Genomic DNA, 15,198 nt, shown 5'->3' on the forward strand with positions numbered 1-15,198 from the left:
ATCAATAAAATTTGCTCTGAAACAAAAAAGACTGTGAAACATGGGGTTATAAGGGTGACGACGTTAACAACCGGAAGTGAAGCGTGGTGGCAGTCGAAAAACGGACCTGAATGGGAACGTCAGAAGGAGAAGTGTCGCGTCACCTTCTGGTGGCGGGATCCGGCAGGAACGCAGAAAACCTCATTGGTCAAACGCGTCTGGCTCTACGTTACCGGCGTGACCGATCACCATCAAAATGCCCGCCCGCAGTCCCTCGAGCGCATTCCTGATACCGACGTTTGGCAGTGGCAGGGCGAATTCAGCCCCGAGTGGCGCGGGAGCTACTGTTTTATCCCTTCTGTAAATGAAAACGATTTTGCCGATACCGTGTTTGAAGGCGAACTGCCGGACCGCATGGCGCTGCGCGAAGGCTGGCGCAGGCTGCTGCCGCACGCGGTTTCCGACCCGCTGAATCGGCAGAGCTGGCGCGGCGGGCGCGGTCATGCCGTTTCGGCGCTGGAGATGCCGGACGCGCCCGTTCAGCCCGGCTGGGACCATCCCGATACGCAGTATCACCAGCCGGTCTGCATTGAGTGGAACAGCGAGCGTCTCAACAACCGTCGCCGCGTGTGGATTTTTACCACCGGGGACGACGGCACCGAGCGCCCGCTGGCGGTGCTGCTCGACGGGCAGTTCTGGGCCGAAAGCATGCCCGTCTGGCCTGCGCTGACGTCGCTCACCACCGGGCGCCAACTGCCCCCTGCGGTCTACGTATTAATCGATGCGATCGATATGGAACACCGCAACCGCGAATTGCCCTGTAACCCCGATTTCTGGCTGGCGGTACAGGAAGAACTTCTCCCTCTTGTAAAACATCTCGCCCCCTTCAGCGACCTCGCCGACCGTACCGTGGTGGCGGGCCAGAGCTTTGGCGGACTCTCTTCGCTTTATGCTGGCCTCAACTGGCCGCAGCGTTTTGGCTGCGTGCTGAGCCAGTCCGGCTCGTACTGGTGGCCGCACCGCGGCGGGCAGCAGGAAGGGTGCCTCATCGAACAGCTCAGAGCCGGTGAGCTGACCGCGAGCGGGCTGCGTATCGTCCTCGAAGCCGGGCGCAACGAGCCGCTGATTTTCAATGCCAATCAGGCGATTTACGCCGAACTACACGCGCAGCAGCAGGTTACCTGGCGTCAGGTTGACGGCGGACACGATGCGCTTTGCTGGCGCGGTGGGCTGACGCAGGGGCTGATGACCCTCTGGCAGCCGCTCATTCAATAACGGAGTCTGTATGGAATTCAGCAATCCTTTCGATAATCCGCAGGGACAGTTTGCCATTTTGCAAAACGACCGTGGGCAGTACAGCCTGTGGCCGCAGCAGTGCGAACTGCCGGCGGGGTGGCGCGTGGTGTGCGAGGCGCAGTCTCAGGAGGCGTGCCAGCAATGGCTGGCCGGGCACTGGCGAACGCTTGAACCGTCCCATTTTGCGGAGGGGAGCGCATGAACCGTCTTCCTCTCGTCGCCGCCCAGCCGGGTATCTGGATGGCGGAACAGCTTTCTTCCCTGCCAAACGCCTGGAGCGTGGCGCACTACACCGAGCTGAAAGGCGATATCGACGCGCCGCTGCTGGCAAAAGCCATCGCTGAAGGCATGATGCAGGCCGATACCCTGCGGATGCGTTTTGCCGAGGAGAACGGCGAGGTGTGGCAGTGGGTGGATGACACCTACGTTCTGCAGGATCCGTCCATCGTTCGCGTTGACGACCACGCGGCCGCCGTGGCGCTGATGGAGGCCGATCTCCACCAGAACCTGCGCGTCGACAGCGGTCAGCCGCTGGCGTTTCACCAGCTGATTCAGGTGGGTGAAAGCCACTGGTACTGGTATCAGCGCTATCACCATCTGGTGGTGGATGGCTTCAGCTTCCCGGCCATTACCCGCCAGATCGCCGCGATTTACGCCGCGTGGAAAAAGGATGAACCGACTCCTGACTCCCCGTTTACGCCATTTGCCGAAGTGGTGGAAGAGTATCAGCGCTATCGCGACAGCGAGGCGTATCAGCGCGACGGCGCCTTCTGGGCGGAGCAGCGCAGGCAGCTTCCTTCTCCGGTCTCGCTCTCTTCCGCGCCGCTGCCGGGACGCGCCGCTACTACCGATATTCTGCGCCTCAAAATCGCCGCCGACGGTCGCGCCTTTAGCCAGCTTGCACAGGCGGCAGGGCAGGCGCAGCGTACCGATCTGGCCCTTGCGCTGGTGGCGCTGTGGCTGGGCCGCCTGACCGGAAGGCTGGACTACGCCGCCGGGTTTATCTTTATGCGACGCATGGGCTCCGCCGCGCTGACCGCGACCGGGCCGGTGCTCAACGTCCTGCCGCTGGCGGTGAATATCAACCCGCAGGAGAGCCTGCCGGAGCTGGCGCTGCGCCTGGCCAACCAGCTGAAAAAAATGCGCCGCCACCAGCGCTACGACGCCGAGCAGATCGTGCGCGACAGCGGGCGTGCCGCAGGCGAAGAAGCCCTGTTTGGCCCGGTGCTGAACGTGAAGGTGTTTGATTATCAGCTGGATATCGACGGCGTGGAGGCCATCACCCACACGCTGGCCACCGGCCAGGTGAACGACCTTGAGCTGGCGCTGTTCCCGGACGAACAGGGCGGATTGAGCATTGAGATCCTCGCCAGTAAGCAGCGTTACGATGAGGCGACGCTTTCCCGTCACGTCGCGCGCCTGAACGCGATGCTGCTGCAGTTTGCGGCTAATCCGGACCTGCGCTGCGGCGACGTGGAAACCGTTTCTGAGCAGGAATACGCGCAGCTGGCGCGCATCAACGATACCGGGCTGGCGCTGCCGGCCACCACGCTGGCGGATCTGGTGGCGGAGCAGGCGAGCAAAACGCCGGACGCCCCCGCGCTGGCTGACGCGCATATTGAGCTCAGCTATCGTCAGATGCGCGAGCAGGTGGTCGCGCTGGCAAACCTGCTGCGCGCGCGCGGCGTGAAGCCGGGCGACAGCGTGGCGGTGGCCCTGCCGCGATCGGTGTTCCTGACGCTGGCGCTGCACGGCATCGTCGAGGCCGGTGCCGCCTGGCTGCCGCTCGACACCGGCTACCCGGACGACCGCCTGAGGATGATGCTGGAAGACGCGAAGCCGTCCCTGCTCATTACCACCGACGAGCAGCTTCCGCGCTTTAGCGATCTGCCGATTAGTGCATTTAGTTACAACACACTTTTACCGGCTGCGGATGCAAAACCGCTGCGCCTGGCGAAGCCGGAGCAGACGGCGTATATCATCTTTACCTCCGGTTCGACGGGGCGTCCGAAAGGGGTGATGGTCGGCCATACCGCCATCGTTAACCGCCTGAAGTGGATGCAGGACCACTACCCGCTGGACGCGACGGACGTGGTGGCGCAGAAAACGCCGTGCAGCTTTGACGTGTCGGTGTGGGAGTTCTGGTGGCCGTTTATCTCCGGGGCGAAGCTGGTGATGGCCGAGCCGGACGCGCACCGCGACCCGCAGGCGATGCAGAGCTTCTTCGCGCAGTACGGCGTGACTACTACCCACTTCGTGCCGTCGATGCTGGCGGCGTTTGTCGCCTCGCTGACGCCGGAAAACGTCGACTGCTGCAGGACGCTTAAGCAGGTGTTCTGCAGCGGCGAAGCGCTGCCGACCGAGCTGTGCCGCGAGTGGGAGCAGCTCACCCGTGCGCCGCTGCACAACCTCTATGGCCCAACCGAAGCGGCGGTGGACGTCAGCTGGTATCCGGCGTTTGGCCCCGAGCTGGCGGCGGTGGAAGGCAACAGCGTGCCGATCGGCTTCCCGGTGTGGAACACGGGGCTGCGCATTCTGGATGCGATGATGCGCCCGGTGCCGTTCGGCGTGGCGGGGGACCTTTATCTCACCGGGATTCAGCTGGCGCAGGGGTATCTGGGTCGCCCGGACCTCACCGCCAGCCGCTTTATTGCCGACCCGTTCGCCCCGGGCGAGCGGATGTACCGCACCGGCGACGTTGCCCGCTGGCTGGACAACGGTGCGGTGGAATATCTCGGCCGCAGCGATGACCAGTTAAAAATCCGCGGACAGCGCATCGAGCTGGGCGAAATCGACCGGGCGATGCTGTCGCTGCCGGACGTGGCCCAGGCCGTGGCGCACGCCTGCGTGTTCAACCAGGCGGCAGCCACCGGCGGCGATGCCCGCCAGCTGGTGGGGTATGTGGTTTCCGAATCCGGCTTACCGCTGGATCGCGACGCGCTGATGGAAGCACTAAAAGCACAGCTGCCGCCGCACATGGTGCCGGTGGTGCTGCTGCAAATCAGCGCGCTGCCGCTCAGCGCGAACGGCAAGCTTGACCGCAAGGCGCTGCCGCTGCCGGAGCTGACGAGTAAATCCTCCGGCCGTGCGCCGGAGACGGAAACCGAAGTCGCCGTCGCGCAGGCGTTTTCCGCCCTGCTGGGCTGCGAGGTCAACGACATCGACGCCGACTTCTTTGCCCTCGGCGGACACTCGCTGCTGGCGATGCGCCTGGCGGCACAGCTTAGCCGCGAGTTCGAGCGCAAGGTTACGCCGGGGCAGATTATGGTCGCCTCCACGGTGAGCAAGCTCAGCGCGCTGCTGGACTCGCAGATGAGCGACGAGCAGGCGCAGCGACTGGGGTATGAAACACTTCTTCCGCTGCGCGAAAGCGACGGCCCGACGCTGTTCTGTTTCCATCCGGCGTCCGGCTTTGCCTGGCAGTTTAGCGTCCTGGCGCGCTACCTCAGCCCGCGCTGGTCCATCGTCGGCATTCAGTCGCCGCGTCCGGACGGTCCAATGCAGCAGCGTGCGGATCTGGATGGGGTGATTGAGCATCACCTGGCTACGCTGCGTAAACAGCAGCCGCAGGGGCCGTATTATCTGTTCGGCTATTCCCTTGGCGGCACGCTGGCGCAGGGTATTGCCGCCCGTCTGCGCGAGCAGGGTGAAGCGGTGGCCTTCCTCGGCCTGCTGGACACCTGGCCGCCGGAAACCCAGAACTGGTCGGAGAAAGAGGCCAACGGCCTCGACCCCGAGGTGCTGGCGGAAATCGAGCGCGAGCGTCAGGCGTTTATCGCCGCCCAGCAGGGGCAGGGCTCCAGCGAGCTGTTTAACGCTATTGAGGGCAACTACGCCGACGCGGTGCGGCTGCTCACCACGGCGCGCAGCGCGCGCTTTGACGGCAAAGCGACGCTGTTTGTCGCCGAGCGCACGCGAACGATGGATCCGCAGGTCGCCTGGGCGCCGTGGGTGGCGGAGCTTGAGGTGTACAGCCAGGACTGCGCCCACGTGGATATCATTTCACCGCAGGCGTTTGAGAAGATAGGGCCGGTGTTGAGGGAGATTTTGGGGTAGTGATTTCCCCTCACCCTAACCCTCTCCCCAACGGGGCGAGGGGATGCTTTGCTCCCTCTCCCTGTGGGAGAGGGCCGGGGTGAGGGCATCAGACCGCACGCTTGCCCAGCGGCACCACCAGCGGCGTACCCGCCACCGGATCGTCAATAATCATGCAGCGCATGCCGTAGATCCGCTCGATCAGATCCGGCGTCACAATCTCTTTCGGCGCGCCCTGCGCCACAATCTCACCGTCGCGAAGCGCAATCAGATGCGTGGCGTAGCGACACGCCTGGTTTAAGTCGTGCAGCACCGCCGCCAGGGTATACCCCTGCGTGCGGTTCAGCTCGCTCAGCAGCTCCAGCAGGTCAATCTGATGGCTGATGTCGAGCCAGGTCGTCGGCTCGTCCAGCAGCATGATCGACGTTTCCTGTGCCAGCACCATCGCGATCCACGCCCGCTGACGCTGCCCGCCGGAGAGGGTGTCCACGCTCTGCTGAGCAAGATCGGTGATGCCCGTCGCCTGCATCGCGCGGTTCACCGCCTCGTCATCCTCTTTGCGCCAGCGGGTAAACAGCGGCTGATGCGGATAGCGTCCGCGCGAGACCAGCTCCTGCACCGTGATGTCGCCCGGCGTGGTGGCGTTTTGCGCCAGTAGACCGATGCGCCGTGCTACCTCTTTGCTGGCGAAGCGCTGGATCTGCTCCCCGTCGAGGAACACCCTGCCCTCAGCCGGCGTCATCAGGCGGCTCAGGGTGCGCAGCAGGGTCGATTTGCCGCAGCCGTTCGGGCCGATAATTGCCGTAAAGTGGCCGTCCGGAATGGCGACGGATAAGTCACGGGCAATGATTTTTTTGCCGTAGCCGAGGGTTAAGTTTTCGCCGCGCAAGCGGGTGGTTGAATCAGTCATTTCCTGCGTGACTCCTGAACGAGCAAGACGATGAGGTAAATCCCGCCGAGGCTGACGGTCACCACGCCCACCGGCAGTTGATAAGGCATAAACAGCCGCTGGGCGCAGAGATCGGCGGCCAGTAGCAGCAGCGCGCCGCACAGCGCCGCCTGGGTTAATCCCCAGCGCGCCGTGCCGCTAAGTCGCCGGGCGATGTGCGGTGCCACGAGGGCGATAAACGAGATTGGCCCGGCAATCGCGGTGGAGGCGGCGGTCAGCAGTACGGCGACCAGCATCAGCATCAGGCGCGAGCGCTCGACGCCCACGCCCAGCGCGCAGGCGCTGTCATCGCCCATCTCCAGCAGACGCATGCGCCGCACCAGAAGCAATGCACCGATAAACATCAGCAAAATCAGCGGCGCGGCGGGCCAGGTTTTGCCCCACGTCAGGCCGTTGAGCGACCCGGCGTACCACAGCCCGGCGGAGAGCGCGGTTTCCAGCGAGGCCTGCAGTAAAAGCCAGGTGTTAAAGGCCATCAGCATGGCGCGGATGCCGATCCCGATGATGATCAGGCGAAAGGTGTCGATACCGTTGCGCCAGGCCAGCGCCCAGATCAGTAATGACGTCAGAATGCCGCCCGCCATCGCCGTAAAAGTAATGGCCGTCAGGTGCTGACCAAACAGCACCATCGCCACCAGCACGCCGCTCCAGGCCCCGGTGTTAAGGCCCATCACGTCCGGGCTGCCGAGCGGGTTGCGCATCAGCGACTGGAATATCGCACCGCTCACCCCGAGCGCCGCGCCGACCAGAATCGCCATCGCCACGCGCGGCAGTCGCCACTCCGTCACCACCATGGTGATATTGCGCGGCGCGCTGCCGAGCAGGGCGTTAAGCACCTGCGCAAAATCGAGCGTCACCGCGCCGCTGCGCAGGCTCCAGACCGCCAGCAGCATAATGGCGATAAGCAGCAGCGAGACGCTGGTGAGTAAACGACGGGACGGGGCCATCATGCGCCACCTCCGCGTTTACGGCGTACCAGGAAAATCAGCACCGGCGCGCCTATAAAGGCGCTGACCACCGAGACGCGCAGCTCGCCGGGCACCAGCAGGCGACCGAGCACATCGGCAAACAGCAGCAGGGCAGGGGTTGCCAGCAGCGTCACCGGCAGCGACCAGCGGTGATCCGCTCCCACCAGCCAGCGCGCCATGTGCGGCATCATCAGGCCGATAAAGGCGATCGGACCGACCACGGCGGTCGCGCTGCCGCACAGCACGGTGATGGCGAACAGACCAATCAGCTGCGTGCGCGCCACCCGGTTGCCGAGGGCGGTCGCGGTGTCGCTGCCGAGGCTCAGGCTGTTGAGCGACCGGCTTAAAAACAGCGCCACGGCGGCGGCGATAATGACCGGGATCGCCACAACTTTTAGGGTTTCGAGGGTGCGGATATCCAGCGAGCCGGCCTGCCAGAAGCGCAGCTGGTCGTAGACGTCCGGGTTGAGCAGGGCGATGCCGTTGGACAAGCCCTCCAGCACCGCCGCGAGCGCCACGCCCGCAAGCGTCAGGCGGACCGGACTCAGCTGCCCGCCGCCCTGGCTGCCGGTAAAGGCGACCACCAGCGAGGCGGCCAGCGCGCCGCAGAAGGCCATCACCAGCTGTTCGGAGGGCGAGGTCAACCCGAACAGCGCCGCGCCGAGCACGATGGCAAAGCTGGCGCCGGAGTTAACGCCGAGAATGCCGGGGTCCGCCAGCGGGTTACGGGTGAGGGTTTGCATCAGGGCGCCGGCAAGGCCGAGCGCGCCTCCGGCCAGCAGTCCGGCAAACGTGCGGGGCAGCCGGGCGTCGAGCACGATGACGCAGTCGGCGCTCTGGCAGGTGCCGGAGAGCGCATCAACGATAACGGACGCGGGCAGCGGCTTCGCGCCAACCAGCAGGCTGAGTGCAGTCGCAAGGATCAACAGCAGCAATAAAACGGGCACGGCAACGGCGCGCACCGAAGAAGAGGAAAACGACATAGCAACATCCATGATTTGATAATGATAGTGATTATCGTTATCTATCTTATTTGGCTATGTTAGCATGTGCGCCCATGGAAAGGGTAGAAATAGACTCAAGGCTTTGTCATGAATCAAAAATCCTGGCTGCTCAATCTCAGCCTGCTTAAAACGAACCCGGCGTATCGCGCCGTTTTTATCGCTCGCTTTATCTCCATTTTGTCCCTCGGGCTGCTCGGCGTCGCCGTGCCGGTCCAGATCCAGACCATGACGCACTCCAGCTGGCTGGTGGGGTTATCCGTCACCTTAACCGGCGGGGCGATGTTCATCGGCCTGATGGTCGGCGGCGTGCTGGCGGACCGCTACGAGCGTAAAAAGCTGATCCTGCTGGCGCGCGGCACCTGCGGCGTGGGCTTTATTGGGCTGTGTCTGAACGCGATGCTGCCGGAGCCGTCGCTGATCGCCATTTACGCGCTGGGGCTGTGGGACGGCTTTTTCGCCTCGCTGGGCGTGACGGCGCTGCTGGCGGCGACGCCCGCGCTGGTCGGGCGCGAGAACCTGATGCAGGCGGGGGCGATCACCATGCTCACCGTGCGTCTGGGCTCGGTGATTTCGCCGATGGTGGGCGGCCTGCTGCTGGCGACCGGCAACGTGGCGTGGAACTACGGGCTGGCGGCGGCGGGAACCTTTATCACCACGCTGACGCTGCTGCGCCTGCCGCTGCTGCCGCCTCCGCCGCAGCCGCGCGAGCATCCGCTGAAATCGATGATGGCCGCGATTCGTTTCCTGTTCAGCAACCCGCTGATTGGCGGGATTGCGCTGCTCGGCGGCCTGCTGACCATGGCGAGCGCCGTGCGCGTGCTGTACCCGGCGCTGGCGGGAGAGTGGCAGATGAGCGCCTCGGAGATTGGCATTCTTTACGCCGCAATTCCGCTCGGCGCGGCGTGCGGGGCGCTGACCAGCGGCAACCTGGCGCAGAGCGCGCGTCCGGGGTTGATTATGCTGCTTGCCACGCTGGCCTCGTTTATCGCCATCGGCTTCTTCAGCCTGATGCCGGTGTGGGCGCTCGGGGTGCTGTGTCTGGTGATTTTCGGCTGGCTGAGCGCCATCAGCTCGCTTTTGCAGTACACCCTGATCCAGACCCAGACGCCGGAAGGGATGCTCGGGCGCATTAACGGTCTGTGGACGGCGCAGAACGTCACGGGGGATGCGATTGGTGCGGCGATCCTCGGCGGGCTGGGGGCGATGATGACTCCGGTGGCCTCGGCGAGCTGCGGCGGGTTTGTACTGGCAATTATTGGCGTGATTTTGTTAGTGGCGCTGGTGGAATTGCGGCGGTTCAGGCAGGAGAGTGCTCCGGTGTGATTTGCCGGGTGGCGGCTGCGCCTTACCCGGCCTACATTTTGCACTCGTAGGCCCGGTAAGCGAAGCGCCACCGGGCGCAGCTGTTACCCAAAGATTGCTTCTAAACGCTGCAACACCAACATCGCACTGTAATAATCCAGGCGGAACGTCTCCGTTCCCAATGCCCAGACCCGTTTGTTTTTCACCGACGGCAAATGCGCCAGTAGCGGGTTGGCGTAAATCGCATCCACGTCTTTCCGATCGCCGGCAAACACAAACAGCCCTTCGCCGTTCAGCCCCGTCGCCAGGTTTTCCCCACCCAGCTGGATGATGTCGTGGCGTTTGCCCTGGCTTTTTGAGGTGTGCAGCCCGGCGGGTAGATCCGCCAGCGTAAAGCCCAGCTGGTGCAGCAGCTTGCCTTGCGCCGATTCCGCAGTCCACAGGTTGGCGCTGTGCGCGGCGGCGGTGTAGACGATGGCGTTCACCGGCTGCGGCGGCAATTTCATCTGCTGTTTCACCTGCGCGAGCTGTTTATCAAACGCGGCAATGCGCTCTGCGGCCTGTTTTTCCTGCCCGGTGAGGCTGCCCAGCTGCGTCAGCAATTCCTGCCAGCTTTTGTCGTCGTAGTTGATGATAAGCGTTGGGGCGATGGCGGAGAGCTGATCGTACAGCGCCAGCGCGGAATCCCCGCCGGTGGCGCTGATCAAAATCAGATCCGGCATTTGCGCGGCGACCGCTTCGGCGCTCGGCTCGCCAATGTACAGTCGCGCAACCTTGCGCTGTTTCGCAATATCGCCCCACTGACGCAAAAAGCCCTGTGCATCCGCCACGCGGTTGTTCGGCGTGGTCGCGCCGCTGGCAACGACCGGCGCGTCAATCGCCAGCAGGGAGCCGGTTAAGGTCACGCTGGTGGAGACAATGCGCGTCGGTTTGCTCTCAAGCGTGTGAACGCCACGGCTGTCGGTCACCTGACGCGGCCAGTCGGCGGCAACGGCTGAGGCAAGTCCTAAAACAAAAAGTCCAGATAAAAGCAGGGTATTACGGAATAGGGCAGGGAATTTCACAGCGCGACATCCTGTTTTTGTTGAAGATAATGCTTCTCATTTTCATGGTTGATGCGAAGGGATGCAAGCTTTTGTCGCATAAGTTATTTCTCCGACGGTTGACAGCGAAGCGATGTGGGATTAGGTTAGCCGACGAAAATATAAATGATAATCATTATTGCTTCTTTTATCATTTTGAGGAGGATGATATGGACACGTCCCTGGCTGAGGAAGTTCAGCACACCGCGACCACGCTGCAATCAGACAGCTTTTTCTTTATGTCGCCTTACCGCAGTTTTACTACCTCAGGCTGTTTTGCCCGCTTCTCTGAACCCGCCGTCGGCGGTGACGATCCGGCCGGGCAATTTCAGCAAAAATTAGCCCAGGCCTTCCGGAATGCGAAAGCTAACGGTATCGCTCATCCGGTGATGGTAGGGGCTATTCCGTTCGATACCCGCAAGCCATCTTCTCTGTTTATTCCGCAGCGCTGGCAGACCTTTTCCCGTCCGGCACGTCAGCAGTCCGCACGCTATTTTTCCGGCTCGCAGGCGCTGAAGGTGGAACAACGCACCGAGATCCCGCCGCAGCCCGTGTTCGAAGAGATGGTCGCGCGCGCCGCGTCGCTTACCGCCACGCCGCAGGTGAACAAGGTGGTGCTGTCGCGTCTGATTGATATCGCGACCGACAAACACATTGATAGCGGTGCGCTGATGGAGCGCCTGATCGCCCAGAACCCGGCGAGCTTTAACTTCCACGTGCCGCTGGAAGACGGCGGCGTGCTGCTCGGCGCCAGCCCCGAACTGCTGCTGCGTAAAGAGGGCGCGCACTTTAGCTCGCTGCCGCTGGCAGGCTCCGCGCGCCGTCAGCCGGACGATGTGCTGGATCGCGAAGCGGGCAATAAGCTGCTGGCCTCCGAAAAAGACCGCCACGAGCACGATCTCGTAACCCAGGCGATGAAGGCCATTCTGGCACCGCGAAGCCACCACCTGAGCATGCCGTCTTCCCCGCAGCTCATCACCACGCCGACGCTGTGGCATCTGGCGACGCCGGTTGAGGGTGACGCGCGCGAGAACGAAAACGCCCTGACTCTGGCCTGCCTGCTGCACCCGACCCCGGCGCTGAGCGGCTTCCCGCATGAGGCGGCAAAAGAGCTGATCGCCGAGCTGGAGCCGTTCGACCGCGAGCTGTTCGGCGGCATCGTCGGCTGGTGCGACAGCGAAGGCAACGGCGAGTGGGTGGTGACCATCCGCTGCGCGCGTCTTCGCGAAAATAGCGTTCGCCTGTTTGCCGGCGCGGGCATTGTGCCTGCCTCTTCGCCGGTGGGCGAATGGCGCGAAACGGGCGTGAAGCTCTCCACCATGCTCAACGTGTTTGGCTTGCACTAAGGATCGCTCATGACCATTCCCTTTACCCGCTGGCCTGAGGAATTCGCCCGCCGCTACCGCGAAAAAGGCTACTGGCAGGATCTGCCGCTGACCCACATCCTGACGGATCGCGCTGAAAGCGATGCCGTGGCGATTGTCGACGGCGAGCGGCACATCACCTACCGCGCGTTTAATCAGGCGGTGAACAACCTGGCGTCCGCTCTTCAGGTGCGCGGGCTGCAGCGCGGCGAGACCGCGCTGGTGCAGCTCGGTAACGTGGCCGAGTTCTACGTCACCTTCTTCGCGCTGCTGCAAATTGGCGTCGCGCCGGTTAACGCGCTCTTTAGCCATCAGCGCAGCGAGCTGAACGCCTACGCGGAGCAGATCAAACCCGCCGTGCTGATTGCCGATCGCGACCACGCGCTGTTTGCGGGCGATGATTTCCTCAACGCCTTTGTGGATGCGCATCGCTCGGTACGCCTTGTACTGCTGCGCGGCGATAAGGGCGAACACGCCCTGGAAGCGGCGATTGCGCGTCCGGCGGACAACTTCATCCCGAACCCGACGCCCGCTGACGAAGTGGCGTTTTTCCAGCTTTCCGGCGGCAGCACCGGCACGCCGAAGCTGATCCCGCGCACGCATAACGACTACGACTACAGCATCCGCCGCAGCAACGAGATCTGCGGAATCAATGCACACACCCGTTATCTGAACGCGCTGCCCGCGGCGCATAACTACGCCATGAGCTCGCCGGGATCGTTAGGCGTCTTCACCGCCGGCGGCTGCGTGGTGCTGGCGAACGATCCGAGCGCCACGCTCTGCTTCCCGCTGATTGAACGGCATCAGATTAACGTCACCTCGCTGGTTCCTCCGGCGGTGAGCCTCTGGCTGCAGGCGATTGCCGACGGCGCGGGCAACGCGCAGCTTAAATCCCTCAGGCTGCTGCAGGTGGGTGGCGCACGCCTCTCCGCCACGCTCGCGGCGCGCATTCCGGCGGAAATCGGCTGCCAGCTTCAGCAGGTGTTCGGCATGGCGGAAGGGCTGGTGAACTACACCGCGCTCGACGACTTGCCGGAGCGCATCATCAACACCCAGGGGCGCCCGATGTGCCCGGACGACGAAGTGTGGGTGGCGGACGAACACGGCAACCCGCTGCCGCGCGGTGAGGTCGGGCGTCTGATGACGCGCGGGCCTTACACCTTCCGCGGCTATTTCAACAGCCCGGAACACAACGCCAGCGCCTTTGACGCCGACGGCTTTTACTGCTCTGGCGATCTGATCGCCATCGACGAGCAGGGCTACATCACCGTGCAGGGGCGCGAGAAGGATCAGATCAACCGCGGCGGCGAGAAGATCGCCGCCGAAGAGATTGAAAACCTGCTGCTGCGCCACGAGGCGGTGATCCACGCCGCGCTGGTGAGCATGGAGGACAGCCTGCTGGGCGAAAAAAGCTGCGCGTATCTGGTGGTGAAACAGCCCCTGCGCGCGGTCGAGGTGCGCCGCTTCCTGCGCGAGCAGGGCGTTGCCGAATTCAAGCTGCCGGACCGCGTGGAGAGCGTGGATGCGCTCCCGCTGACGCCGGTCGGCAAAGTCGATAAGAAACAGTTGCGCCTGTGGCTTGCTGAACGCGCCCGGGGCTGAGGAACAGAGTATGGCCATTCCAAAATTAACCGCTTACGCGCTGCCGACCGCCGCAGAACTGCCGACCAGTAAAGTGAACTGGGCGTTTGAGCCTGAACGTGCCGCGCTGTTGATCCACGATATGCAGGAGTATTTCCTGAACTTCTGGGGCGAAAACAGCGCGATGATGCAGCAGGTGGTGGCGAATATCGCCAGACTGCGCGCTTACTGCAAAGCGCACAATATTCCCGTGTACTACACCGCTCAGCCGAAAGAGCAGAGCGACGAAGACCGCGCCCTGCTGAACGACATGTGGGGGCCGGGCCTGACCCGCTCGCCGGAGCAGCAGCGCATTGTCCGCGAACTGACCCCGGACGAAGCGGACACGGTGCTGGTGAAGTGGCGCTACAGCGCGTTTCACCGCTCGCCGCTGGAGCAGATGCTGAAAGAAACCGGCCGCAACCAGCTGCTGATTACCGGCGTTTACGCCCATATCGGCTGTATGACCACCGCCACCGATGCCTTTATGCGCGACATCAAACCGTTCTTTATCGCCGACGCGCTGGCGGATTTCACCCGCGACGAGCACCTGATGTCGCTCACCTACGTGGCCGGACGCTCGGGCCGCGTGGTGATGACCGACGAGCTGCTGCCGTCCGTTCCGGCGACCAAAGCCGCGCTGCGTGAGCTGATCCTGCCGCTGCTGGACGAGTCCGACGAGCCGATGGATGACGAAAACCTGATCGACTACGGCCTGGACTCGGTGCGCATGATGGCGCTGGCCGCCCGCTGGCGCAAAGTACACGGCGACATTGACTTCGTGATGCTGGCCAAAAATCCAACCATCGACGCCTGGTGGGCGCTGCTGTCCCGCGAGGTGAAGTGATGGGTCTGGATTTCACCGGTAAAACCGTCTGGGTGACGGGCGCGGGTAAGGGGATTGGCTACGCGACGGCGCTGGCGTTTGTGGAGGCGGGCGCACGGGTGACCGGCTTCGATCTGGCTTTTCCGCTGGGGGATTATCCGTTCGCCACTGAAACCCTGGACGTGGCGGATGCCGCGCAGGTGCATGAAGTGTGCGGGCGCGCGCTGGCGTCGCTTGAACGGCTGGACGTGCTGGTCAACGCGGCGGGCATTCTGCGCATGGGGGCGACGGACCAGCTTTCGCAGGAGGACTGGCAGCAGACCTTCGCGGTCAACGTCGGCGGCGCGTTCAACCTGTTCCAGCAGACGATGGGCCAGTTCCGCCGCCAGCAGGGCGGGGCGATAGTCACCGTGGCGTCCGACGCGGCGCACGCGCCGCGCATCGGCATGAGCGCCTACGGCGCGTCGAAGGCGGCGCTGAAAAGCCTGGCCCTGACCGTCGGGCTGGAGCTGGCGGGCAGCGGCGTGCGCTGTAACCTGGTGTCGCCGGGCTCAACGGATACCGATATGCAGCGCACCCTGTGGAAAAGCGACGACGCGGAGCAGCAGCGTATTCGCGGCTTTGGCGAGCAGTTCAAGCTCGGCATTCCGCTGGGCAAAATCGCTCGCCCGCAGGAGATAGCCAGCACGGTGCTGTTCCTTGCTTCCGATGCCGCCAGCCATATCACCCTGCAGGATATCGTGGTGGACGGCGGCTCCACGCTGGGGGCGTAA

General features: G+C 63.6%; 12 protein-coding genes. 8 read left to right on the top strand and 4 right to left on the bottom strand.

Annotation, left to right across the window (positions count from 1 at the left end; translation table 11 throughout):
* Positions 1-54: 54 nt before the first annotated feature.
* Genes fes through entF form a run of 3 tightly spaced genes read left to right on the top strand, consistent with a single transcriptional unit; the run spans position 55 to position 5,331 of the window.
* Entirely contained in the window at positions 55-1,254 is a 1,200-nt protein-coding gene (gene fes / locus ACWKXN_RS00240) for an enterochelin esterase (RefSeq protein ID WP_454543163.1), read from the top strand.
* Between the two features lie 10 nt (positions 1,255-1,264).
* Positions 1,265-1,477 (top strand): MbtH family protein, encoded by a 213-nt coding sequence (locus ACWKXN_RS00245; protein ID WP_048980779.1) that lies wholly within the window; start codon positions 1,265-1,267, stop codon positions 1,475-1,477.
* Positions 1,474-5,331: an enterobactin non-ribosomal peptide synthetase EntF gene (gene entF / locus ACWKXN_RS00250; protein WP_454543164.1), complete on the top strand. Its 3,858-nt coding sequence runs from the start codon at positions 1,474-1,476 to the stop codon at positions 5,329-5,331. Before ACWKXN_RS00245 ends, entF begins: the two co-directional genes overlap by 4 nt.
* Positions 5,332-5,419: 88 nt before the next feature.
* Here the strand turns inward: entF and fepC are convergent, their stop codons facing one another.
* From fepC to fepD, 3 genes are read right to left on the bottom strand one after another with little or no spacing between them, the layout of a single operon-like run.
* A complete protein-coding gene (gene fepC, locus ACWKXN_RS00255) occupies positions 5,420-6,220 on the bottom strand; it encodes an iron-enterobactin ABC transporter ATP-binding protein (RefSeq protein ID WP_048980776.1) in 801 nt (266 codons plus the stop codon).
* Positions 6,217-7,206 carry an iron-enterobactin ABC transporter permease gene (gene fepG / locus ACWKXN_RS00260; protein ID WP_454543437.1) on the bottom strand — a complete coding sequence of 330 codons (990 nt, stop codon included), beginning with the start codon at positions 7,204-7,206 and terminating at the stop codon, positions 6,217-6,219. The genes fepC and fepG overlap by 4 nt, the downstream gene beginning before the upstream one ends.
* Positions 7,206-8,210: a Fe(3+)-siderophore ABC transporter permease gene (fepD, locus tag ACWKXN_RS00265; protein ID WP_454543165.1), complete on the bottom strand. Its 1,005-nt coding sequence runs from the start codon at positions 8,208-8,210 to the stop codon at positions 7,206-7,208. Before fepD ends, fepG begins: the two co-directional genes overlap by 1 nt.
* A gap of 108 nt (positions 8,211-8,318) precedes the next feature.
* Here fepD and entS point away from each other — a divergent pair, with 108 nt between their 5' ends.
* The gene (gene entS / locus ACWKXN_RS00270; protein ID WP_454543166.1) at positions 8,319-9,554 is read left to right on the top strand and encodes an enterobactin transporter EntS; all 1,236 of its coding nucleotides are present in this window, start codon (positions 8,319-8,321) and stop codon (positions 9,552-9,554) included.
* A gap of 83 nt (positions 9,555-9,637) precedes the next feature.
* Here the strand turns inward: entS and fepB are convergent, their stop codons facing one another.
* Positions 9,638-10,597, bottom strand: a complete 960-nt coding sequence (fepB, locus tag ACWKXN_RS00275; RefSeq protein WP_454543167.1) for a Fe2+-enterobactin ABC transporter substrate-binding protein — start codon at positions 10,595-10,597, stop codon at positions 9,638-9,640.
* Between the two features lie 188 nt (positions 10,598-10,785).
* Between fepB and entC the strand changes: the two genes are divergently transcribed.
* From entC to entA, 4 genes are read left to right on the top strand one after another with little or no spacing between them, the layout of a single operon-like run.
* A complete protein-coding gene (gene entC, locus ACWKXN_RS00280) occupies positions 10,786-11,961 on the top strand; it encodes an isochorismate synthase EntC (protein ID WP_182931620.1) in 1,176 nt (391 codons plus the stop codon).
* A gap of 9 nt (positions 11,962-11,970) precedes the next feature.
* Complete coding sequence (gene entE / locus ACWKXN_RS00285; protein WP_047061321.1) at positions 11,971-13,581, top strand: (2,3-dihydroxybenzoyl)adenylate synthase EntE; 1,611 nt, start codon at positions 11,971-11,973, stop codon at positions 13,579-13,581.
* Between the two features lie 10 nt (positions 13,582-13,591).
* A complete protein-coding gene (locus tag ACWKXN_RS00290; RefSeq protein ID WP_182072397.1) occupies positions 13,592-14,446 on the top strand; it encodes an isochorismatase in 855 nt (284 codons plus the stop codon).
* Positions 14,443-15,198 (top strand): 2,3-dihydro-2,3-dihydroxybenzoate dehydrogenase EntA, encoded by a 756-nt coding sequence (gene entA / locus ACWKXN_RS00295; protein ID WP_033144899.1) that lies wholly within the window; start codon positions 14,443-14,445, stop codon positions 15,196-15,198. Before ACWKXN_RS00290 ends, entA begins: the two co-directional genes overlap by 4 nt.

This window comes from Enterobacter sp. UPMP2060 (genome assembly GCF_053709655.1).

Coding starts and splice junctions, on each gene's coding strand:
- ACWKXN_RS00245 (WP_048980779.1), top strand. CDS start 1,265: ATGGAATTCAGCAATCCTTTCGATAATCCGCAGGGACAGTTTGCCATT.
- entF (WP_454543164.1), top strand. CDS start 1,474: ATGAACCGTCTTCCTCTCGTCGCCGCCCAGCCGGGTATCTGGATGGCG.
- fepC (WP_048980776.1), bottom strand. CDS start 6,220: ATGACTGATTCAACCACCCGCTTGCGCGGCGAAAACTTAACCCTCGGC.
- fepG (WP_454543437.1), bottom strand. CDS start 7,206: ATGGCCCCGTCCCGTCGTTTACTCACCAGCGTCTCGCTGCTGCTTATC.
- fepD (WP_454543165.1), bottom strand. CDS start 8,210: ATGTCGTTTTCCTCTTCTTCGGTGCGCGCCGTTGCCGTGCCCGTTTTA.
- entS (WP_454543166.1), top strand. CDS start 8,319: ATGAATCAAAAATCCTGGCTGCTCAATCTCAGCCTGCTTAAAACGAAC.
- entC (WP_182931620.1), top strand. CDS start 10,786: ATGGACACGTCCCTGGCTGAGGAAGTTCAGCACACCGCGACCACGCTG.
- entE (WP_047061321.1), top strand. CDS start 11,971: ATGACCATTCCCTTTACCCGCTGGCCTGAGGAATTCGCCCGCCGCTAC.
- ACWKXN_RS00290 (WP_182072397.1), top strand. CDS start 13,592: ATGGCCATTCCAAAATTAACCGCTTACGCGCTGCCGACCGCCGCAGAA.